At 75.5% G+C, this 21,276-nt stretch carries 17 protein-coding genes and 1 pseudogene; 11 read left to right on the forward strand and 7 right to left on the reverse strand.

Translation table 11 applies throughout. The annotated features are described in order from the left end of the window. Window positions 1–7 precede the first annotated feature (7 nt). Genes KPL59_RS26185 through KPL59_RS26195 form a run of 3 tightly spaced genes read left to right on the forward strand, consistent with a single transcriptional unit; the run spans window position 8 to window position 4,927 of the window. Window positions 8–1,396, forward strand: coding sequence for an 8-oxoguanine deaminase (locus tag KPL59_RS26185; protein ID WP_226362347.1), 1,389 nt, complete (start codon window positions 8–10; stop codon window positions 1,394–1,396). 4 nt (window positions 1,397–1,400) lie between these two features. Then, complete coding sequence (locus KPL59_RS26190) at window positions 1,401–2,207, forward strand: FAD binding domain-containing protein (protein ID WP_226362348.1); 807 nt, start codon at window positions 1,401–1,403, stop codon at window positions 2,205–2,207. Further along, a complete protein-coding gene (locus tag KPL59_RS26195) occupies window positions 2,204–4,927 on the forward strand; it encodes a molybdopterin-dependent oxidoreductase (RefSeq protein WP_226362349.1) in 2,724 nt (907 codons plus the stop codon). The genes KPL59_RS26190 and KPL59_RS26195 overlap by 4 nt, the downstream gene beginning before the upstream one ends. Before the next feature lie 9 nt (window positions 4,928–4,936). Here KPL59_RS26195 and hchA read toward each other — a convergent pair whose 3' ends face one another. Both hchA and KPL59_RS26205 read right to left on the reverse strand, forming a co-directional pair. After that, window positions 4,937–5,815, reverse strand: coding sequence for a glyoxalase III HchA (hchA, locus tag KPL59_RS26200; RefSeq protein WP_226362350.1), 879 nt, complete (start codon window positions 5,813–5,815; stop codon window positions 4,937–4,939). Window positions 5,816–5,948: 133 nt separating this feature from the next. Continuing rightward, the gene (locus KPL59_RS26205) at window positions 5,949–6,236 is read right to left on the reverse strand and encodes a YrhK family protein (protein ID WP_075306564.1); all 288 of its coding nucleotides are present in this window, start codon (window positions 6,234–6,236) and stop codon (window positions 5,949–5,951) included. A gap of 54 nt (window positions 6,237–6,290) precedes the next feature. Between KPL59_RS26205 and KPL59_RS26210 the strand changes: the two genes are divergently transcribed. Then, on the forward strand, window positions 6,291–7,562 hold the full coding sequence (locus tag KPL59_RS26210; RefSeq protein ID WP_308187982.1) for an APC family permease: 1,272 nt from the start codon (window positions 6,291–6,293) through the stop codon (window positions 7,560–7,562). Between the two features lie 130 nt (window positions 7,563–7,692). Here the strand turns inward: KPL59_RS26210 and KPL59_RS26215 are convergent, their stop codons facing one another. Further along, a complete protein-coding gene (locus tag KPL59_RS26215; protein ID WP_308187954.1) occupies window positions 7,693–8,148 on the reverse strand; it encodes a MarR family transcriptional regulator in 456 nt (151 codons plus the stop codon). 75 nt (window positions 8,149–8,223) lie between these two features. Here KPL59_RS26215 and KPL59_RS26220 point away from each other — a divergent pair, with 75 nt between their 5' ends. Beyond that, entirely contained in the window at window positions 8,224–10,026 is a 1,803-nt protein-coding gene (locus KPL59_RS26220) for an ABC transporter ATP-binding protein (protein WP_226362351.1), read from the forward strand. Between the two features lie 14 nt (window positions 10,027–10,040). Here the strand turns inward: KPL59_RS26220 and mdlC are convergent, their stop codons facing one another. After that, on the reverse strand, window positions 10,041–11,630 hold the full coding sequence (gene mdlC / locus KPL59_RS26225) for a benzoylformate decarboxylase (RefSeq protein ID WP_226362352.1): 1,590 nt from the start codon (window positions 11,628–11,630) through the stop codon (window positions 10,041–10,043). Window positions 11,631–11,668: 38 nt separating this feature from the next. Continuing rightward, window positions 11,669–11,890, reverse strand: coding sequence for a hypothetical protein (locus KPL59_RS26230; RefSeq protein WP_139318721.1), 222 nt, complete (start codon window positions 11,888–11,890; stop codon window positions 11,669–11,671). 198 nt (window positions 11,891–12,088) lie between these two features. Here KPL59_RS26230 and KPL59_RS26235 point away from each other — a divergent pair, with 198 nt between their 5' ends. Next, a complete protein-coding gene (locus KPL59_RS26235) occupies window positions 12,089–13,051 on the forward strand; it encodes an MEDS domain-containing protein (RefSeq protein ID WP_226362353.1) in 963 nt (320 codons plus the stop codon). Window positions 13,052–13,083: 32 nt separating this feature from the next. Here KPL59_RS26235 and KPL59_RS26240 read toward each other — a convergent pair whose 3' ends face one another. Beyond that, window positions 13,084–13,851, reverse strand: a complete 768-nt coding sequence (locus KPL59_RS26240; RefSeq protein ID WP_226351047.1) for a PIG-L deacetylase family protein — start codon at window positions 13,849–13,851, stop codon at window positions 13,084–13,086. Between the two features lie 107 nt (window positions 13,852–13,958). Between KPL59_RS26240 and KPL59_RS26245 the strand changes: the two genes are divergently transcribed. Beyond that, window positions 13,959–15,140 (forward strand): SGNH/GDSL hydrolase family protein, encoded by a 1,182-nt coding sequence (locus tag KPL59_RS26245; protein ID WP_226362354.1) that lies wholly within the window; start codon window positions 13,959–13,961, stop codon window positions 15,138–15,140. A gap of 34 nt (window positions 15,141–15,174) precedes the next feature. Here the strand turns inward: KPL59_RS26245 and KPL59_RS26250 are convergent, their stop codons facing one another. Beyond that, window positions 15,175–15,867: a DUF4190 domain-containing protein gene (locus tag KPL59_RS26250; protein WP_226362355.1), complete on the reverse strand. Its 693-nt coding sequence runs from the start codon at window positions 15,865–15,867 to the stop codon at window positions 15,175–15,177. Window positions 15,868–16,050: 183 nt separating this feature from the next. Here KPL59_RS26250 and KPL59_RS26255 point away from each other — a divergent pair, with 183 nt between their 5' ends. The 4 genes and pseudogenes from KPL59_RS26255 (at window position 16,051) to KPL59_RS37840 (ending at window position 21,130) form a co-directional block, all read left to right on the forward strand. Continuing rightward, window positions 16,051–16,728, forward strand: coding sequence for a maleylpyruvate isomerase family mycothiol-dependent enzyme (locus KPL59_RS26255; RefSeq protein WP_226362356.1), 678 nt, complete (start codon window positions 16,051–16,053; stop codon window positions 16,726–16,728). Window positions 16,729–16,829: 101 nt separating this feature from the next. After that, on the forward strand, window positions 16,830–20,240 hold the full coding sequence (locus tag KPL59_RS26260; protein WP_226362357.1) for a bifunctional proline dehydrogenase/L-glutamate gamma-semialdehyde dehydrogenase: 3,411 nt from the start codon (window positions 16,830–16,832) through the stop codon (window positions 20,238–20,240). A 64-nt stretch (window positions 20,241–20,304) separates the two neighbouring features. Beyond that, window positions 20,305–20,919, forward strand: a pseudogene (locus KPL59_RS26265) (CBS domain-containing protein); the annotation flags it as partial. A 124-nt stretch (window positions 20,920–21,043) separates the two neighbouring features. After that, window positions 21,044–21,130, forward strand: a complete 87-nt coding sequence (locus tag KPL59_RS37840) for a CBS domain-containing protein (RefSeq protein WP_374111679.1) — start codon at window positions 21,044–21,046, stop codon at window positions 21,128–21,130. The last annotated feature ends 146 nt before the right edge of the window (window positions 21,131–21,276 follow it).

Raw genomic sequence — 21,276 nt, forward strand, 5'->3', positions numbered from 1 at the left:
GGGGTCCATGCAGCAGCCGAACGCCGGGCGGGCCGCCAGCCGGGTCGCCAGCCGGATCGCCATCGAGGGTGCCCACGTCGTCACCGTCAGCGGGGAGGAGATCCCCGGCGGGCACGTCGTCGTCGAGGGGGAACGGATCGCCGCCGTCGGGCCCGGCCCCGCCCCGGCGGGGTCCTACGACCGCAGGGTGGACGCCCGCGGCTGCCTGCTCACTCCGGGGCTGGTCAACACCCACCACCACCTCTACCAGTGGGTGACCCGTGGACTCGCCGTCGACCACACGCTGTTCGAGTGGCTGACCACGCTCTACCCGGTGTGGGCCGGCATCGACGAGCACGCCGTGCACACCGGCGCCACCGGGGCGCTGTCGGCGCTCGCGTTGTCGGGATGCACGACCACCACCGACCACCACTACGTCTTCCCCCGGGAGGGCGGCGACGTGCTCGGCGCCGAGATCCGGGCCGCCCAGCAGGTGGGCCTGCGGTTCCACCCGACCCGCGGGTCGATGGACCTGGGGCGCAGCGCGGGCGGGCTGCCGCCGGACCACGTCGTCTCCGACCGCGACGAGATCCTCGCCGCCTCCGCCGACGCCGTCGCCCGCTGGCACGACCCGTCACCGGGGTCGATGCTGCGGATCGCGCTGGCCCCCTGCTCGCCGTTCTCGGTGACACCGGAGCTGATGCGGGAGTCCGCGACGCTGGCCCGCGAGCTCGGCGTGCGGCTGCACACCCACCTCGCCGAGACCGACGACGAGGAGGCGTACTGCCGGGAGCGCTTCGGTGCCACGCCCACCGAGTACGTCGCCGACCTGGGCTGGACCGGGCCCGACGTGTGGTTCGCCCACACCGTGCACCTCGACGACGAGGCGGTGAAGTCCATCGGCGCCACCGGCACCGGCGTCGCGCACTGCCCCACCTCCAACGGCCGTCTCGGCGCCGGCATCGCGCGGGTCCGCGATCTCGTCGACGCCAGCGCCCGGGTCGGGATCGGCGTGGACGGCGCCGCCTCCAACGAGGGCACCCACCTGCTGGAGGACGTCAAGCACGCCGTCCTGTTCGCCCGCGCCGCGGGCGGCCCCCGCGCCCTGTCGGTGCGCGAGGCCCTGGAGCTCGGCACGCTCGGCGGCGCCCGGGTGCTCGGTCGCGAGGACGAGATCGGGTCGATCGAGACCGGGAAGCTCGCCGACCTCGCGCTGTGGCGCCTCGACGGGTTCCGGCACCGCGACGTCGCCGACCCGGTCGCCGCCCTCGTCCTGGGCACCCCGCCGCCGCTGGAGCTGCTGCTGGTGCACGGCCGCCCGGTCGTGGAGAAGGACACGGTCCTCACCGTCGACACCGACGCCGTCGCCGCCGAGTGCGCCGCGGTGCACCGCGACCTCGTCTCGCGGGCCGGGTGAGCGGATGGATCTGCACACCGTCACCGGGTTCCGGCGCGCCCGCGAGCGCGCCGACCTGGCGCTGGCGCCGGGGGAACGGATCCTCGCCGGCGGGACCTGGCTGTTCTCCGAGCCGCAGCCCGGCGTCACCGGCCTGGTCGACCTGACCACGATGGGCTGGGAGCCCCTGGAGCCGCTGCCCGACGGCGGCCTGTCGGTGGCGGCGACCTGCCCGATCGCCGACCTCGCCGGGTACGGGGAGCGCACCGGGGCCCCGCTGTTCGCCCAGTGCGCGCACGCCCTGCTGGCGTCGTGGAAGATCTGGCACACCGCGACCGTCGGCGGGAACGTGTGCCGTGCCTACGCCGCCGCCGGGATGGTCGCGCTCGCCGCGACGCTCGACGGCGTCGCCGTCGTCTGGACCCCCGACGGCGACGAGCACCGGGTCCCGGTCGCGACGCTCGTCACCGGGAACGGCACCACCGCGCTGCGCCCCGGCGAGGTCCTGCGCGCGGTCGAGCTGCCCGGTGCCGCACTGCGCGCCCGCACCGCCTTCCGCAAGATCGCACTCGCCGAGCTCGGCCGCTCCGGCGCCGTGCTCACCGGGCGGGTCGACACCGCGCGCGACGGCGGCGCGGCCACGTTCGTGATCACCGCCGCGACCGAGGCACCCACCGTCCTGCGCTACCCGGCCGGTGTGCCCGACCCGGACCGGCTGCGCGCCGACGTCGACGCCGTCGACGGCTGGTACACCGACCCGCTCGGTTCCGCGGACTGGCGCCACGGGGTCAGTGCGGTGCTGCTGGAGCAGATCCGGGAGGAGCTGTCGTGAAGCTGCACATCAACGACACCGAGCTGGAGGCCGAGCCCGCCCCGGGGCAGTGCACCCGCACGTTCCTGCGCGAGCACGGGCACCTGGAGGTGCGCAAGGGCTGCGACGCCGGGGACTGCGGTGCCTGCACCGTCCTGCTCGACGACCGGCCCGTGCACTCCTGCCTGATCCCCGCCCAGCGTCTCGACGGCGCGCGGGTCACCACCGTCGCCGGGCTGGCCGGGCCGGACGGGGAGCTGCACCCGGTGCAGCAGGCGTTCGTGGAGAAGTTCGGCTACCAGTGCGGGTTCTGCACGGCCGGGCAGATCGTCACCGCGTCCGCCCTGACCGCCGAGGACCTCGACGACCTGCCGCGGCGGATGAAGGGCAACCTGTGCCGCTGCACCGGCTACCGCAGCATCCGGGAGGCGATCGAGACCGGCGTCCGTCGTGGGTGCGCCGTCGACGGTCCCCGCGCCGCGGAGGGCACGGTCGGCTGCTCGGCCCGGCCCCCGGCGGCCGAGCGCATCGTCACCGGTGCCGAGCCGTTCACCTTCGACGTCGACCTCACCGGTGCCCTGCACCTGCGGATCCTCGGCTCCCCGCACGCCCACGCCCGGATCCGGTCGATCGACGCCACCGCCGCACGGGCCGCGCCGGGCGTCGCGCTGGTGCTGACCCACCACGACGTGCCGGACCTGCGGTACTCCACCGCCCGGCACGAGCACCGCACCGACGACCCCGACGACACCCGGATGCTCGACGACGTCGTCCGGCACGTCGGGCAGCGGGTCGCGGCCGTCGTCGCCGAGACCCCGGCGCAGGCGGAGGCCGCCTGCGCCCTGATCGCCGTCGACTACGAGGTGCTGCCCGCCGTGCTGGACCCGGAGGCGGCCCGCCTGCCCGGCGCGCCGCTGGTGCACCCGGACCGGACCCCGGCCGACCGCGTCGACGAGGCGTCCCGCAACGTCGTGCTGGCCCTGCACGGCGGACACGGCGGTGACGTCGACGCCGCGCTCGCCGGGTCCGCGCACACCGTCACCGGCACCTGGCGCACCAGCCGCGTCTCCCACGCCCAGCTCGAGTGCCACGGGGCCATCGGCTCCCTCGACGGCGACGGGCGGCTCGTCGTCCGCGCGGGGACCCAGGTCCCGTTCCTCACCCGCGCCGAGCTCGCCCGCGTGCTCGACCTCGACCCCGACCGGGTCCGGGTGCACACCGCGCGGGTCGGCGGCGGGTTCGGCGGCAAGCAGGAGATGTTCGCCGAGGACCTCGTCGGGCTCGCGGTGCTGCGGACCGGGCGCACCGTCGTCCACGAGTTCACCCGGACCGAGGAGTTCACCCGCACCGCACTGCGCCACCCGATGCGGGTCGCGGTCACCCTCGGCGCCGACGACGACGGCCGGCTCACCGCGATGAAGCTCGACGTCCTGTCCGACACCGGCGCCTACGGCAACCACTCCCGCGGGGTGCTGTTCCATGGCGTCGCCGAGTCGGTCAGCGTCTACAACTGCCCCGTGAAGCACCTCGACGCCGAGGTCGTCTACACGAACAACGTCCCCAGCGGCGCGTTCCGCGGCTACGGCCTGGGCCAGGTGATGTTCGCCGTCGAGTCCGCGATGGACGAGCTGGCGATCGTCACCGGCCTCGACCCGTTCGACCTGCGGCGGCGCAACATGGTCCGCGCCGGGGACCCGCTGCACGTCGCCCACCACGGCGATCCCGAGCACGACCTGCACTGGACCAGCTACGGCATGGACCAGTGCCTCGACCTCGTGCAGGACGCACTGGCCGACGGCAGCGGCGACCCCGTGCCGGAGGGCCCGACGTGGCGCGTCGGCGAGGGCACCGCCCTGGGCATGATGACGACGATGGCCCCGTTCGGGCACGCCGCCACCACCACGGTGACCCTGCTGCCCGGCGGGCGCTACCGGCTCGGTGCCGGCACCGTCGAGTTCGGCAACGGCACCACGACCACCCATCGCCAGGTCGTCGCGACCGTGCTGGGGACGACCGCGGACCGGGTCGACGCCCACCACGGCGACACCGACGCCTGCGGCTACGACACCGGGGCGTTCGCCTCGGCGGGCACCACCGTCGCGGGCAAGGCCCTGCACGCCGCGGCCACCGCGCTGCGGGCCCGCATCCTCGCGGTGACCGGCGGCGGAGAGCTGCACGCCGACGGCGTCACGACCCCCGACGGCGAGTGGTCCCTCGACGAGGTGCTGGCCGCCGCGTCGTCGCCGGGGGGACTGCCCGCGACGGGGGAGGAGCCCGGCACCGCGCGGGCGATCACCGCGAACTGCCACGGCGTGCGGGTCGCGGTGGACACCGCCACCGGCGAGGTCCGGGTGCTGCGCTCGGTGCAGGCCGTCGACGCCGGCACCGTCCTGAACCCCGAGCAGCTGCGCGGGCAGGTGGAGGGCGGTGCCGCGATGGGGCTGGGCAGCGCGCTCTACGAGGAGGTGTACGTCGGGGAGTCCGGGGAGATCCTCAACCCGGTGTTCCGCACGTACCGGGTGCCGCAGATGGCCGACGTCCCGGTCACCGAGGTGCGCTACGCCCGGACCCACGACGCGCTGGGCACCTACGGCGCGAAGTCGATGAGCGAGGCGCCCTACAACCCGGTGGCGCCCGCGGTCGCGAACGCGATCCGCCGGGCGCTGGGGGTGCGGCCGTACCACCAGCCGTTCAGCCGCGACCGGGTGTGGCGGCTGGCGACCGGTGGCACGGCGCCGTGAGCTGCGTGGTCAGCCGCGGCGGCGGGCGTGCTCCAGCAGCGCGGTCGCGGTGCGCCTGCCCAGCTCGTTCGCGGCCAGGGGGCTGTCACCGGTGATGACGTTGCGGTCGGTGGTGCAGCGGCCGGTCATGTCGTCGTTGACCACGCGGACGCCCTCGTCCTGGCGTGCCTTGCCGAGCAGCCACGGCATCTCGCCGGGCAGGTAGCCGATGTCGATGTTGGCGCCGGCGTCCAGTGCGTCGGGGAACACGCACATCTCGTAGCCCTCGAAGACCGACCGGCCGCGGCCGATGCGGGTGGAGAGGAACGCCGCGGGCCCGTGGCACAGCGACACCACGAGCCGGTCGGTGCGCATGGCCCACTCCAGGGTGTCGCGGACGTCGGTGGAGAACGGCAGCCCGGACAGCGCACCGTGCCCTCCCGGGACGAACACCGCCAGGTAGTCCGAGTCCTCGCCCAGCTCGCGGTCGACGACCTCGGCCAGCGACTTCGGGGCCCGCCACTGCGCGAGCAGCTTCTCGCGGGCGCTGGCGACCGCCTCGTCCTCGCCGGGGTAGGCCCACCACTCGAACTTCGCCGGGTTGCCGGTGAGCGTCGCGATCTCGACGCCGAACCCGGCCTCCAGCACGTGGTGCAGGGGGAGCAGGGTCTCCACCGGGTGGTTGCCGGTGGAGAAGAAGGTGCCGTTGCCCATGCGCAGGTAGCGCTCGTCGGTGGCCAGGACGAGCACCTTCCAGCGGCCGCCGGACCAGGCGCGCCGCTCGGTGGCGAGACCGTCGAAGTCCGTCCTCGGCGCGGTGTAGGCGTCCAGCGAGTACGGCGACGGGAAGTACGCATCGTGCTCCGCCGGGTCCGCGGTCGGATCCTTGCTGAGCGTGCTGTCGGACATCGGGGTGCCTCCGGGTCGTTCGTGCGGTGCCCCAGCGGCCTACCCCCGCCCGGTGCCCGCGAACCGCGCCGCCGGACCCCGCCGTGGGAAGGACGGTGCGTGCGGTGAACGGTGGCGGGCGACGTCGTCCGGGTCAGAAGTCGTGGCTCGCCTCCGGCGGTGCCCCGGTGATCCGCTGCAGGTGCACCCGGCGGGCGAGCCGGATCACCGGTCGGATCATCAGCTCGATCGAGCCGAGGAGGAACAGCCAGGTCCCCGCGTAGCTGGTGGCCTCGGAGAAGAACAGCACGCTGCCGATCACGAACCACAGCGCCACCAGGATGTCGTTGACGATGCTGAGCACCTCGTAGCGCTTCCGGACGACGAGCTCCTCGTGCCCGATGGTGAACGTCAGCGGTCGGTCGTGCGGGGTCGGTCCCATGCCGTGGTGGGTACCCCCTCGACCGGCCGTCCGCACGCCGGGAAGGGTGAGCACGTGCACACGACGCCCCAACGCCGGATCGGCACCGGCGACGCCGTCGTCCTCGGGATCGGGTCCATGCTGGGCGCCGGGGTGTTCGCGGTCTTCGGGCCCGCCGCGGCCGTCGCCGGGACCGCCCTGCTGCCCGCGCTCGCCGTGGCCGGCGCGGTCGCGGTCGCCAACGCGATGTCCTCGGCGTGGCTCGCCGCCCGCCACCCCGAGTCCGGTGGGGCCTACGTCTACGGCCGCCGCCGGCTGGGGGAGACGTGGGGGTTCCTCGCCGGGTGGGCGTTCGTCACCGGCAAGACCGCGTCGTGCGCCGCGATGGCCCTCACCCTGGGCTCCTACGCCTGGCCGGACAACGCCCGCGCGGTCGCGGCGGCGGCGGTGGTCGCGATGGTCGCGGTGAACCTGCGTGGCGTCACCCGCACCGCGCTCGCCACCCGGGTCCTGGTCGGGTGCACCCTCGCGGCGCTGACGGCGGTGGTCGTCGCCGCGTTCTCCCGCCCCGCCGTCGCCGCGCCGCTGCAGGGCTGGGCCGACGCCGGTCCGCTCGCGGTGCTGCAGGCCGCCGGGCTGCTGTTCTTCGCCTTCGCCGGGTACGCCCGGATCGCGACGCTCGGCGAGGAGGTCCGCGACCCCGCACGCACCATCCCACGGGCGATCCCGCTCGCGCTCGGCCTGGTGCTGGTGGTCTATGCGGTGGTCGCCGTCGCCGCGCTGCGGGCCGCCGGGCCCGACGCGCTCGCGGCGTCCGCGGCCCCGCTGGCCACCGCGGCCGGGGACGGGACGGCACCCCTGGTGCGCATCGGGGGCGCCGTCGCGTCGGCCGGGGTGCTGCTCGCGCTGGTCGCCGGGGTGGGGCGCACCGTGCTGGCCATGGCCCGGGACCGGGAGCTGCCGGGCGCACTCGCCGCGGTCCACCCGCGGTTTGCGGTGCCGCACCGCGCCGAGCTCGCCGTCGGCGCGGTCGTGCTGCTGCTGGTGGTCACGGCCGCTCCGGTCACCGCGATCGGCCTGTCCGGGTTCGCGGTGCTGCTGTACTACGCCGTCGCCAACGCCGCAGCGCTCACCCTGCACCGCGACCGGCCGTGGCGCCGCGCCCTGTCGGGGTTCGGGCTGCTCGGCTGCGTGGTGCTCGCGACGCTGCTGCCGCCGGTGTCGGTGCTGGCCGGGGCCGTGGTCCTGGCGGCCGGGACGACGGTGCGGGCGCTCGTACGGGCCGTGCGGGTCCGCCGTGGCGGCACCTCCACCGGCGACGACCGGACGGATCCCGTCGGACGCTGAGCCGCGGACGCCCCGCCCGCGGTGGCCCCGGGCCCGCTCGGTCCGCCGCGACCGTTCCCCCGCCCGCCCCGGCCCGGCCCCGGCAGGGCCCGGCCCCGACGGAGGCTGCTCCGGTCGTGGGCGGCCGGGCTCAGCAGCGGCGGTGCTCGTCGGCGCCGTCGCGCAGGACGGCGAGGATGCGGGCCAGCTCGGCGCGGTCGTCGTCGGACAGCCGCGCGAACAACGCCTCGGCCCCGTCGGCCCGTGCGGCCCGCACGTCGCGCGCGGTCGCCGCGCCCGCGTCCGTGACCCGCACCAGCACCGCCCGCCGGTCCGCCGGGTCGGTCGCCCGTTCGACGAGCCCGAGTCCGGCCAGCGCGTCGACGACCTCGGTCGCCGACCGCGGCGTGATCCGCAGGTGCCCGGCCAGCGTGCCCGGGCGCATCTCGCCGTGCCGGACCAGCGTGCCCAGCGCCCGCGCCTGCGACGGCGTCAGACCCCAGGCCGCCAGCCGCTCGGCCGAGGCGTGGCGCAGCGAGCGCGCCACCGACCAGAACGCGTCGACGAGGTCGCCGCGCGACTGGCTGGGTGGTTCCCGGTCCGGCACGGGAACAGACTAGCGCAGGACGCTGTTGCTGCCTCATAGTGAGGCAACCACAGTAATTGGCCCGGAGGAGACCCCTTGGACACCCGACCCCCGAACCGGCCCGGACGGCCGGACACCCGCACCGCCACCCCCGAGGAACGGGAGCAGGCGCGCGCGGTCTCGCTGCGCCGCATCGGCGCACTGTTCGCCCCGCACCGGGGCCCGCTCACGGTCGTCGTCGTGACGATCGTGGCGTCCTCGATCGTGGGAATGGCCTCGCCGTTCCTGCTCCGCGAGGTCATCGACGTCGCCCTGCCCGAGCGCGACGTCACCCTGCTCGCCTGGCTGGCCGCGGGCATGGTCGCGGTCGCCGCGGTCACCGCCGCCCTCGGCGTCGCCCAGACCTGGATCTCCACCCGCATCGGGCAGGAGGTCATGCACGGCCTGCGCACCGGCGTCTTCGCCCACCTGCAGCGCCAGAGCCTGGCGTTCTTCACCCGCACCCGCACCGGGGAGGTGCAGTCGCGGATCACCAACGACATCGGCGGCATGCAGTCGGTGGTCACCAGCACCGCCACCTCGGTCGCGTCGAACCTGACCACCACCGTCGCCACCCTGGTCGCGATGACCGCGTTGTCCTGGCAGCTCACCCTGGTGTCCCTGGTCGTGCTGCCCCCGGCGATCCTGCTGACCCGGCGGGTCGCCCGCACCCGCCGCGCGATCACCGCGGCCCAGCAGCGCGAGCTCGCCGACCTGAGCGTCGCGGTCGAGGAGAACCTGTCCGTCGACGGGATCGCCCTGTCCAAGACCCTGGGCAGTGGCCCGGAGCTGAGCCGCCGGTTCGCCGAGTCCTCGTCCCGGCTGATCGGGCTGGAGCTGCGCTCCCAGCTCGCCGGACGCTGGACGATGGCCGTCACCCAGGTCGTGTTCGCCGCCGTCCCGGCCGCCATCTACCTCGCCGCCGGGCTGCCGTTCGCCGCCGGGACGATGAGCATCGGCACCCTGGTGGCGTTCACCGCGCTGCAGGGCGGGCTGTTCCGCCCGGTCATGGGCATGCTGAGCGGCGGCGTGCAGATCGTCGCCTCGCTGGCGCTGTTCGAGCGGATCTTCTCCTACCTCGACCTGACCACCGACGTGCCCGAGCCCGAGCACCCCGTCGCCGTCGACCACGACCGCGTCCGCGGGCACGTGCGGATCGAGGGCGTCACCTTCGTCTACCCGGGCAGCGACGCCGCCGCCGTCGCCGGCATCGACCTCGACGTCCCCGCCGGCACCACGCTGGCCCTGGTCGGGGAGACCGGGTCGGGCAAGACCACCCTGGCCGGGCTCGTGTCCCGGCTGCACGACCCGACCGCGGGCCGGGTGACCATCGACGGGATCGACCTGCGCGACATGGCCGCGGCCGACCTGACCCGGATCGTCGGCGTCGTCGGGCAGGACACCTACCTGTTGCACGCCACCGTGCGGGAGAACCTGCGCCACGCCCGCCCGGACGCCACCGACGCCGAGATCGAGGCCGCCGCCCGCGCCGCGCAGGTCCACGACCTGATCGTCTCGCTGCCCGAGGGCTACGACACCGTCGTCGGCTCACGCGGGCACCGGTTCTCCGGCGGGGAGAAGCAGCGGATCGCGATCGCCCGCACGCTGCTGCGCGACCCGAAGGTGCTGGTCCTCGACGAGGCCACCAGTGCGCTGGACACCCGTACCGAGCGGGCGGTGCAGGCCGCGTTCGACGCGCTGGCCCACGGCCGCACGACGATCACCATCGCGCATCGGCTCACGACCGTGCGCGACGCCGACCGGATCGCCGTCGTCGACCACGGCCGGATCGTCGAGTCCGGCAGCCATGACGAGCTGCTCGCCGACGCGGGCCGCTACGCCGCGCTCGCCGCGGTGTGAGGGACGGCGCCGGCCTACGCCACGCCCGGCGCCGTCACGACCTCGATGAGCCGGGGGCCGTCGTCGGCGAAGGCCTCCTTCAGCGCCGCCGCGGCGGAGGCGGCGTCCCGCACCGACACCGCGGGCACGCCGTAGCCCTCGGAGATCCGCACGAAGTCGATCCCGGGGACGTCCAGGCCCGGTGTCTCCCCGGTGCCCAGCAGCTCGGCGAAGCCGCGCAACGCACCGTAGGTCCCGTTGCGCAGGATCACGACGACCACCGGCACCCGGTACTGCGCCGCCGTCCAGAGCGCGGTGATGCCGTAGTTGGCGGACCCGTCGCCGACGAGTGCGACCACCCGTCGCGCGTCGCCGTGCGCCAGCTGCGCGCCGACGGCGGCGGGCAGCCCGAACCCGAGACCGCCGGACGCGGGGAACAGGTAGCTGCCCGGCTCGGTCAGGTCGGCCTGGGTGACGAAGTCGTCGATCGTCGAGGTGGACTCGCACACGTGCACGGTCCCGGCCGGCGCCGCGTCGCGGACCAGCGCGAACAGCTGCTGCGGCGGGACGTGGTCCGCGGCGCCCTGCGGGGCGGGCGGTGCGGGCCGGGGCGGCAGCGGCGCCCGCCCCGAGGCGGGCACCCGCCCGGCGAGCGCGGCCAGCGCCGGACCGACCGGGCCGACCCAGGCCTCGCCCATCGGGGCCCGCGCGGCCTCGGCCGGATCAGCGGTCAGGTGCAGCAGCCGGGAGCCCGCCGGCAGCAGGTCACCGGGGACCCACTGGTGGTAGCGGAACACCGGCGCACCCGCGACGAGCACGACGTCGTGCCCGGCCAGCCGGTCGGACACGTCGCGCACCGACGCCGGGAGGATCCCGCGGAACGCCGGGTGCCGGGTCGGGAACGGACACCGCGACGCCGACGGCGCGATCCACACCGGGCAGGCGAGCCGCTCGGCCAGGGCGACGGCGTGGCCGTTCGCCCGGTCCGCGTCGACCTGCGGACCCAGCACCAGGACCGGGTTCGCCGCCCCGGCCAGTGCCCCGGCCAGCTCGGCGACCGCCCGTTCACCCAGCTGGGCGGCGGTGGTCGTGCGTCGCGACGGCAGGTGCGCGGCGTCCGGGCCGGCCTCGCGGGACCAGTCGTCGTAGGGGATCGAGAGGTAGACCGGGCCCCGTGGCGCCAGCAGCGCGGTGTGCACCGCCTGGGACAGCGCCCGCGGGACGTCCTGGGCCGACGCGGGCTCGGCGGAGTACTTGACCAGCGGACGCGGCAGGGCGGCCGCGTCCACATTGGTCAGCATGACCTCCTGGCCGACGGTGGACCGCACCTGCTGGCCCGCGGTGAGCACGAGCGGGGAGTGGGAGTAGACGGCGTTGGTGAGCGCGCCCATCGCGTTGCCCGACCCGGACGCCGCGTGCAGGTTGACCAGGGCCGGGCCGCCGGAGGCCAGGGCGTAGCCGTCGGCCATGCCCAGCACCGCGCCCTCGTGCAGACCCAGCACGTAGCGCACCCCGTCGGGCATCGCCGCCAGGAAGGGCAGCTCATTGGAGCCGGGGTTGCCGAACACGGTGTCGATGCCGTGGGCGGTCAGCACCTGCCAGCCGGCTTCACCGACGGTCGTCATGGGGCTCCTCGGGTCGCGGAACCCCACCGTAGGTCGCCTCAGCGGCGCGCGGCGACCCGCTCGTCGTGGGCACTGCGGCGCAGGTGGGCGACGACCAGCGGCCGGACGGCCAGCGCGGCGGCGGCCAGGACCAGGGTGACGGAGGTGGGGGCCAGCGACACCGAGACGATCGTGGCGACGGCCAGCAGGACCATCAGCACCCCGGCGAGCACGACCGCGCGCACCTCGGTCGTCCGCGACTGCGGAGCGGCTCGGAACATGGCGTCCACCTCCTGGTCGGCGCCCGTGCCACCGACTCGCACAGTACGCCCCGAACCCTGGAGTTCGGTCCGGCTAACTCTACGCCTCGGCGCGCCTGAACAACAGCGTCGGGTCGCCACGGGATCGGTGATCACCTATCGTGCACGCAGCGTCACGCCCGCCGGGGGACCGAGGGGACGCCATGACGGGGGTGATGTGTGACCGCACCGGTACGGGTCCCGCACCGACACGTGCTGACCGTGCCGGTCAGCGATGAGCAGCTCGCCGAGGACGTCGCCGCGTTCCTGGCCGAGGGGCTCGCGGCGGGGGAGCGGGTCGTCTACCTCGACGACGACACCGCAGGTCTGGTCCTCTCCCGCCTGACCGACGACGGCGTCGACGTCACCGGCCCGCTGCGTTCCGGGCAGTTCCGGCTCGTCCCGGGCGAGGTCACCCGCGCCGCCCTGCGCGGCCCGCTCGAGGAGCTGACCGGGCTGGTGGCGCACCACCTCACCTCCGCCCTGGACGACGGCTGGGCGGGGCTGCGGGTCAGCGGCCAGACCGACCACGGCCTGCGCCGGCCCGGCGGGCAGGTGCTCGACGAGTACGACCGCAGGCTCGACGACGCCGTCCGCGACCAGCCGCTGCGCGTGCTGTGCGTCTACGACCACCTGCGCTACCCCGACGATCTCATCGCGACGATGCGCGCCCGGCACCCCGCCGAGCTGACCGCCACCCCGCTCCACGACGACAGCCTGCTGCGCGTCACCGAGACCGGGCCGGCCCGGATCCGGCTGGCCGGCGAGGTCGACCACGCCAACCGCCCCCAGGTCCGCCGCGTGCTGGCCGGACTGATCGACCAGGTCGTGCGCGGCGACGTCGGGGAGGGCACGCTGACCGCGGACCTGTCCGCGCTGCGGTTCGTCGACGTCGCCGGTGCGGTCAGCCTCGTGCACGCCGCCGACGAGCTCCCGGCCAGTGTGCGGCTGCAGCTGGTGAACCTCCGCCCCGGCGTGGCCCGGCTCCTCGAACGCTGCGGTGCGGGGTTCGCCCCGCAGCTGGAGATGAGCATCCGCGAGCGGCACGCCCTGCGCCCCGCCGAGGCGCTGGACCTCGCGGCGGGCGCGGCCCAGCGAGCGGACCGGTCCACGCCCGGCGCCGACACCGCGGCCGCGATCTGACCGACCGGCCCGGGCCCCGGGATCCGGTGGCCTCAGCGCGTGTCGAGTGCGTGGAAGGACTCCACGAGCCGCCCGGGCGGGAACCCGGCCCGCTTCGCCAGCGACGCGGACCACTGCCCGATCATGTCCTCCAGGTCGGTCATGTGGGCGGTCTGGCTCTCGTGCGCGCGCAGCGCCGCGATCTTCACGTCGATGGTGTCGGTGATGTCGACGTGCCGCGCCCCCTCCGGGTCGTCGGCCGGGGCCGGGCCCATGATCCACACCTCGCCGACCGTGTGCGCCTCGTACCCGGCCTCGGCCAGCTCGGGGAAGGCGTAGGGATTGCGCGCGTCGGGGTAGACCGCGCACAGGGCGGCCTCGCCGGTCGCGGTGTGGTCGGGGTGGCTGCCGTACATGCTGCGCAGGTCGCGCACCGGCTGCGGCACGAGGACCCGGTCCGGGCGGACCTGCCGGATCACCCGCGCCAGGTCGCGGCGCAGCTCCAGGGTGACGGTCAGCCGCCCGTCGGGGTGGCCGAGGAACACCAGGTCGGAGACGCCCACCACGGCGGCCGCGGCGGTCTGCTCGGCCCGGCGGATGCCCGCGATGTCGCTGCGCGGCACGGCGGGGTCGAACCCGCCCGCGTCGCCGTCGGTCACCAGGCAGTAGGTCACCGCGACGCCGGCCGCGGTCCACACCGCGACGGTGCCGCTGCAGGAGAAGTCGATGTCGTCGGGGTGCGCGGCGATCACCAGCACGCGCTCCACCCCCGTGTGCGCGCGGTCGTCGGCCGCCGTGCGCTCGTCCTCGGTCGCAGTCACCCGGTCATCCTGGGTCACGCGCCCGGGGCGGTCACCGGCAGGACCCCTCCACGGGCGCCGTCCGATTCCGGGATGAACGTCGGCCGCGTGCGTGCCAGGCTGCCGGAGTGATCACCACCCCGATCGGGCCCGAGCTGCTGCACGGCGTCCTCGACGCCGTCGACGGCGAGCGGGGCCTGCTCCCGCAGCGGCTCCCCGCCCCCGCCCGCGCCCGCAACGGCGACCCGCAGCTGGCCGGGGCGCAGAGCCAGCCGTCCGGGGTCCGTGTCGTGTTCCGCACCGCCGCGCGGACGGTCGAGCTGGAGACCCTGCGCACCCGGGTCGGGCTCGTCGGAGCCCCGCTACGGCCCGACGGCGCCTACGACCTGCTCGTCGACGGCCGGCCGATGGGCAGTGCCACGACCTCCGGCGGGAAGCTCCTCATGACCGACCCGGCGACCGGACAGGTCACGGTCACCGGCGGCGCGCCCGGCCCGGTGCGGTTCACCCTGCCCGGCCACGACACGCTCGTCGAGATCTGGCTGCCGCACAACGAGATCACCGAGGTCGTCGCGCTGCGCACCGACGCGCCGGTCGCCGTCGTCCCGCCCGGTGGGCGCCCGGTGTGGCTGCACCACGGGAGCTCGATCAGCCAGGGCAGCAACGCCGCGGGCCCCAGCACCACCTGGCCGGCGCTCGCCGCCCGCACCGCCGGCGTCGAGCTGGTCAACCTGGGGTTCTCCGGCAGCGCGATGCTGGACCCGTTCGTCGCCCGCGCGCTGCGCGACACCCCGGCCGCGATGATCAGCGTCAAGATCGGGATCAACATCGTCAACGCCGACCTCATGCGCCGGCGCGCCTTCGCCCCCGCCGTGCACGGGTTCCTCGACACGATCCGCGACGGGCACCCGGACACCCCGCTGCTGGTGGTGTCGCCGGTGCTGTGCCCGATCCACGAGCACACCCCGGGCCCGGGGGCGCCGGAGGTCGTCGACGGGCGGCTGCTGTTCCGCGCGACCGGCGACCCGGCCGGGGTCGCGGCGGGGCAGCTGACGCTGTCGGTGATCCGCGAGGAGCTGGCCCGGATCGTGGCCGACCGCACCCCGGAGGACCCGGCACTGGCCGCCCTCGACGGCCGGGAGCTCTACGGCGAGGACGACGCGGCCGAGCTGCCGCTGCCCGACCGGCTGCACCCGTGTCCGGAGGCGCACGTGCGGATGGGGGAGCGGTTCGCCCGGCTGGCGTTCGGTGCGGGGGGTGCGTTCCACGCGGCGGCGCGTTCCACACCGCGAACCGCGGGCCCCGCCTGACCGGTGACCGGCCGGGGGGCCCGCGGGAACGGGCTCAGTTGCCGTCCTGGTCCAACTGCCCCTCGAGGCGGCCCTCGAAGTCCTGCTGGCACTGCGCGATCGCGGACTGGTCGTCGCCGGCCTGCTGCACACAGCTGACGTACTCGCTGCCGCCGACCTGGTTGAACACGCTCACGCCGAACGCGACGACGGCGATCGCGATGACGATGCCGACGACGCCGAGGACGAGCCCGGCGATCGCGACACCGCGGTTGGTGGCGGCGCCCTTGGACGCCCGGCTGATCCCGAGGATGCCCAGCGCGACGGCGACGACACCGAACAGGGCGCCGATCAGGAAGAACCCGAGCAGCACGGCCAGGATGCCGAGCACCAGCGCGGCGATCCCGACGCCGTTGCGCGGTGGGGTCGCCGGCGCCCCGCCCTGCGGCCACCCCGGGGGCCCGGCGGCCGGTCGGTCCGGGTAGGCGGCCTGCTCGTGGCCCTGCGCGCCGTAGGGCTGCTGGCCGTACTGCTGGTCACCGTACTGCTGCTGGCCGTAGGGCTGTTGCCCGTACGGCTGCTGGCCGTACTGCTGCTGACCCTGCTGCTGTCCGCCGTAGGGCTGGGCGCCGGGGTGCTCGCCGTGGGGCTGCCCGTCGTAGGGCTGGTTCTGCCGGGTCGGCTGGTCCAGGTTGTTCGGGTCCTGCGGGTCCCCGGGCTGACCCGGGTACGGGGGTGGGCTGCTCACGCTCGTCCTCTCCTCACCGACGCACCGGGTGGTCCCCGATGCCGGCGGTGTCGTCCGGCGGAGTCGCCGTGACCGTCCTCGCCGTCGTGTCCGGTTCGATGATCCCCAGGTGCCCGTGTCCGGTCCAGGCAAAACACCCAGGGGAGCGGCGCGGAGACCCCGGTCGTGATGGGATCGGTGCCCGTGAGCGGCATCGACGAGATCGAGGAGTGGGCCCGGGCGCAGCGCCGGGTCGTCGACCTGGTGCGGGACCTGCCACCCGAGCGCACGGAGCTGGCCGTCCCGGCCTGCCCGGACTGGACGGTGCGCGACCTGTTCTCGCACATGGTCGGTCTGGGTGCCGACGTGGTGCGCGGCGACGAGCCCGACGACCACAACGAGGAGTGGACGAGCCGGCAGGTGCGGGAGCGGCGCGACCACGACATGGCCGCACTCGTCGCGGAGTGGGAGTCGCTGACCGGCCCGCTGCGCGACTGGATGGCGGCGAACACCACCCGCCCGCTCGGCGACGTGATCATCCACGAGCAGGACCTGCGCGGTGCGCTGCGCGAGCCCGGCGGGCAGCACACCCCCGGCCTCTACGCGGTCATGGACCGGTTCCTGGGCCGGTTCGCCGCCGCGCTCGGCGACCGGGCACCGATCGCGCTGATCGGCGACGGCCGCCGCTGGGTGTCTGCCGGCGACGAGGCGGGGGCCGCGGTCGTCGTGCGGGCCCCCGACTTCGAGCTGGCCAGGGCCCTGATGACCCGCCGGTCGGCGGCGCAGCTGCGGGCCTGGACCGAGCGCGGTGACGTCGAGCCGTACCTGGATGCGTTCGCCCTGCTCGGGCCGTTGCCCGACACCGACCTCACCGAGTCCTGACCGCGGTCGTCACCGAAGGGGCCGGCACCGGCCGGCACCGGTCAGCGCCGGTCAGTACCGTCGACGTGACACGGTCCTGACAGTGGGTCCAGACTGGGCCGGTGAGCGTGCACCCCACCCACCCCGTCCCCGCCCTCGACGACGCGCTGACCGCGCGCGCCGTCGACCGTGTGCGCCGCTGGACCGAGCGCACCGGCACCTCCCCGTCCACCGGCCCCGGCCGCGGTACCGACCCGACGCAGCGGCTGGCCGCGTTGATGCACGACCCCGCCGGGGTCGACTTCACCCTCCGCTTCGTCGACCGCGTGGCCCGTCCCGCCGACGACCGGGTCGCGGCCCGCGAGCTGGCCCGGCTCGCCGGGGCGGGCGCCGCACTGCCGGCGTTCGTCGCCGGTACCGACCGGCTGCTGCTGCGGGCCGGCGGCCGGCTGGTGGCGGCGCTGCCGCACGTCGTCGTGCCCGCGGCGCGGTCGCGGCTGCGCAGCCTGGTCGGGCACCTGATCGTCGACGCCGGCGGGCGGGGCCTGGACCGGCGGCTCGCCGCGGCCCGCCGCGACGGACACCGGCTGAACCTGAACCTGCTCGGCGAGGCGGTCCTCGGCCGCGACGAGGCCGACCGTCGCCTCGCCCGCACGATCGCGCTGGTGCGCCGGCCGGGCGTCGACCACGTCTCGGTGAAGGCGTCCTCGGTCGTCGCTCAGCTCGTGCCGTGGGACCTCGAGGGCAGCCGGGACCTGCTCGTGGACCGGCTGCTGCCGCTCTACCGGGCCGCCCGCGAGCACAGCGTGTTCGTGAACCTCGACATGGAGGAGTACAAGGACCTCCACCTGACCATCGCGCTGTTCACGACGCTGCTGGCACGCCCGGAGTTCCACGACCTGCCCGCCGGCATCGTCCTGCAGGCCTACCTGCCCGACTCCGTCGCCGCGCTCGACGAGCTCGGGGAGTTCGCCACCCGCCGCGCCGCCGCGGGCGGAGCCCCGATCAAGGTGCGTCTGGTGAAGGGCGCGAACCTGGCCATGGAACGGGTCGACGCCGAGCTGCACGACTGGCCGCAGGCCCCCTACGCCACCAAGGCCGAGGTCGACGCCAACTACGTCCGGCTCCTCGACCGCGGCATCGGTGGTCCGCACGCCGACGGGATGCGCCTGGGCATCGCGTCGCACCACCTCCACCACGTCGCGCTCGCCCTGGAACTGGCCGAGGCCCGCGGTGCCCGGCCCCAGCTGGACCTGGAGATGCTGCAGGGCATGGCACCCGCGTTCGCCGACGCCGTCGCGGGCGACCTGCCCGAGTCCGGACCGGGCTCGCAGCTGGTGCTCTACACCCCCGTCGTGCACCGCGGTGACTTCGACACCGCGGTGTCCTACCTGGTCCGACGGCTGGAGGAGAACGCCTCGCCGGAGGGGTACCTGTACACACTGTTCGCCCCCGACTCCGGCGGCCCGGCGAGCTACCAGGAGCGGTTCCTCGCCTCGGTACGCGACCGCGACGCCGTCGCCGCCACCCCGCGCCGCACCCAGGACCGCACCGTGTCCGCGCCGGTCGGTACCGACGGCCCGCTGCCGGGGGACCCCGTGCCGCCCGGGTTCCGCGCCGAGCCCGACACCGACCCGTCGCTGCCCGCGAACCGCGAGTGGGCCCGCCGCGCCGCGACGACCGTCGTCGCGCGCTCGGAGGTCCCGGTCGTCACCGACCCGGCCGCGGTCGACGCCGCGGTCGAGCGTGCCCGCACCTGCGGCTGGCGCGAGGTCCCCGCCGCGGAGCGGGCCGCGACGCTGCGCCGCGCCGCCCGCGCACTGGCCGCCGCCCGCGGGACGCTGCTGTCGGTGATGCTGCACGAGGCGGGCAAGACCGTCGCCGAGGCCGATCCCGAGATCTCCGAGGCCGTCGACTTCGCCGCCTACTACGCCGAGCGCGCCGCCGAGCTCGACGGCGCCGTGTTCACCCCGGACCGGGTCGTGGCGGTGACCCCGCCCTGGAACTTCCCGGTCGCGATCCCGCTCGGCGGCTGCCTGGCCGCGCTCGCCGCCGGCGCCCCTGTGCTGCTCAAGCCCGCCCCGCAGGTCCGCGCGTGCGCCGAGGCGGGGGTGGCCGCGCTGCACCGCGGCGGGATCCCGCGCGACGCGCTGCAGCTGCTGCCCACCGACGAGGCCGACGCCGGACGCCGGCTCGTCACCCACCCCGCGATCGACCGGGTCGTGCTGACCGGCTCCTCGGAGACCGCCGCGCTGTTCCGCTCCTGGCGGCCCGACCTGAACCTCCTCGCGGAGACCAGCGGCAAGAACGCGCTGGTCATCACCCCCGCCGCCGACCCGGACCTCGCCGTCGCCGACCTCGTGCGCTCGGCGTTCGGCCACGCCGGGCAGAAGTGCTCCGCGGCGTCGCTGGCCATCCTGGTCGGTCCGGCCGCGACCGGCTCGGCCGTCGGGAGGCGGCTGCGCCGTCAGCTCGTCGACGCCGTCAGCACCCTGCGCGTCGGCCCCGGCACCGACCTCGCGACGACCATGGGCCCGCTGATCGAGGCGCCCTCGGCGAAGCTGCACCGCGCGCTCACCACGCTGGAGCCGGGGGAGCGGTGGCTGGTGCGTCCACGCCGGATCTCCGAGACGGCGTGGACGCCGGGCGTGCGGGCCTGGGTCTCGCCGGGCAGCTGGTTCCACCGCACCGAGTGCTTCGGCCCGGTGCTCGGCCTGATGGCCGCCCGCGACCTCGACGAGGCGATCGCCTGGCAGAACGACACCGGCTTCGGCCTCACCGGCGGCATCCACTCCCTCGACGACGACGAGATCGCGCACTGGCTCGACCGCGTCGAGGTCGGCAACGCCTACGTCAACCGGCACATCACCGGCGCGATCGTGCAGCGCCAGTCCTTCGGCGGCTGGAAGGGCTCGGTGCTGGGCCCGGGCGCCAAGCCCGGCGGACCGAACTACGTCGCCCAGTTCGGCACCTGGCACGATGGCGACCTCCCCGCACCGGGCCCGACCTCCGGCCCGGCCGCCGACCGCGTGCTGGCCGCCGCGGCCGACCTGGACCCGGCCGCCCGCGACCGTCTCGCCCGCGCCGCCGCCTCCGACGCCCGCGCGTGGGACACCGAGTTCGGGGTCGAGCACGACCCGACCGGGCTGGCCGCGGAGTCCAACGTGTTCCGCTACCGGCCCGCCCCGTCGGCGACGCTGTGGTGCGGCACCGGCACCGCCCGCGCCGACGTCCTGCGGGTGCTGCTCGCCGCGGCCACGGCGGGGGTGCCGGTACGGCTGCACGGGCCGGGGATCCCGCCGGGCGAGGTCCCCGGCGGGGTGCACGGCGGCGACGACCTCGTCCCCGTCGCGGGCGAGCGGATCCGGGCCCTGGGCACCGTGCCCGAGGGTCTGCGGGCGGCCGCCGCCGATGTGGGCGCCTCCGTCGTGGACACCCCGGTGGTGCTCGACGGCCGCCGGGAGATGCTCACCGTGCTGCGCGAGCAGGCGGTCAGTCGCACCCGGCACCGGTTCGGCCACCTCGAACGGTGAACGATGGCGGACGCGACGCCGCCGTGGTTACGGTGCGTCCATGGTGGTGAGTGCTCGTGATGTCATGACCGAACGCGTCGTCACGATCTGGGCGGACGCACCGCTGGCGCGGGCGCAGGAGCGGATGGCCGAGTCCCGGTTCTCGGCCCTGCCCGTCGTCGACCGCCGGTTCTCCCTGGTCGGGGTGATCTCGCTGGTGGACGTGCTGCGGCACCGCGACGACCCGCACGCCGTCGTCGGCGACGCGATGACCGAGCAGGTCGTGTCGGTGCTCCCGACGACGAACGTCTCGATCGTCGCGCACCGGATGCGCGTCTACGGCGAGCTGCGGCTCGTCCCGGTCGTCGACAAGGGCATCCTGGTCGGCGTGATCACCCGCAGCGACCTGCTGCGGCACCGGCACTCCGGGGGACGGCTGCGGCGAACCGCCCGCCGGATCGGCGGTGTCCTCCCGGTCGCACCGCTGCCCGAGGCGATGGCCCCGCGCGGGGCCGGCCGGGTCGGCGGCCGGCCGACGTCGTCGCTGCGGGTCTCGGACGTGATGACCGACGGCGGGCTGGTCGCGATCCCGCCGGAGCTGGCCCTCGACGAGACCGCCGAGGTGCTGCTGTCCTACCGGTTCACCGCCGTCCCGGTCGTCGACGACCGGGACCACCTGCTGGGCATCGTCTCCGAGGCCGACCTCATGCACGGCTCCCTGGACGGAGGCCGGCGGCTGCGGGCCCGCACCGTGTCGGAGGTGATGACCCGCGACGTCGAGACGGTGCAGCCGGACGGACCCGCTCACCGACGCCGAGGACCTGCTGTCCCGGCGCGGGTTCCGGGTCGTCCCGGTCGTCGATGCCGACGACGTGCTGGTCGGGGTGCTCAGCCGCAGCGACCTGCTCTGACCCGCGGTCAGGCCCCCGCCACAGGGGCGGTGGGCGCGGCCGGTGTGGCCGGTGCGCGGACGGCGTCGCACTCCTGGGCTGCCTTGGTGACCAGGGCCGAGAACGCCACCGGGTCCGCCAGCGACTGCGCCGGCAGTGCCCCGAAG

Origin of the sequence: Pseudonocardia sp. ICBG1142 (assembly GCF_020496255.1) — a bacterium.
Lineage (GTDB): Bacteria > Actinomycetota > Actinomycetes > Mycobacteriales > Pseudonocardiaceae > Pseudonocardia.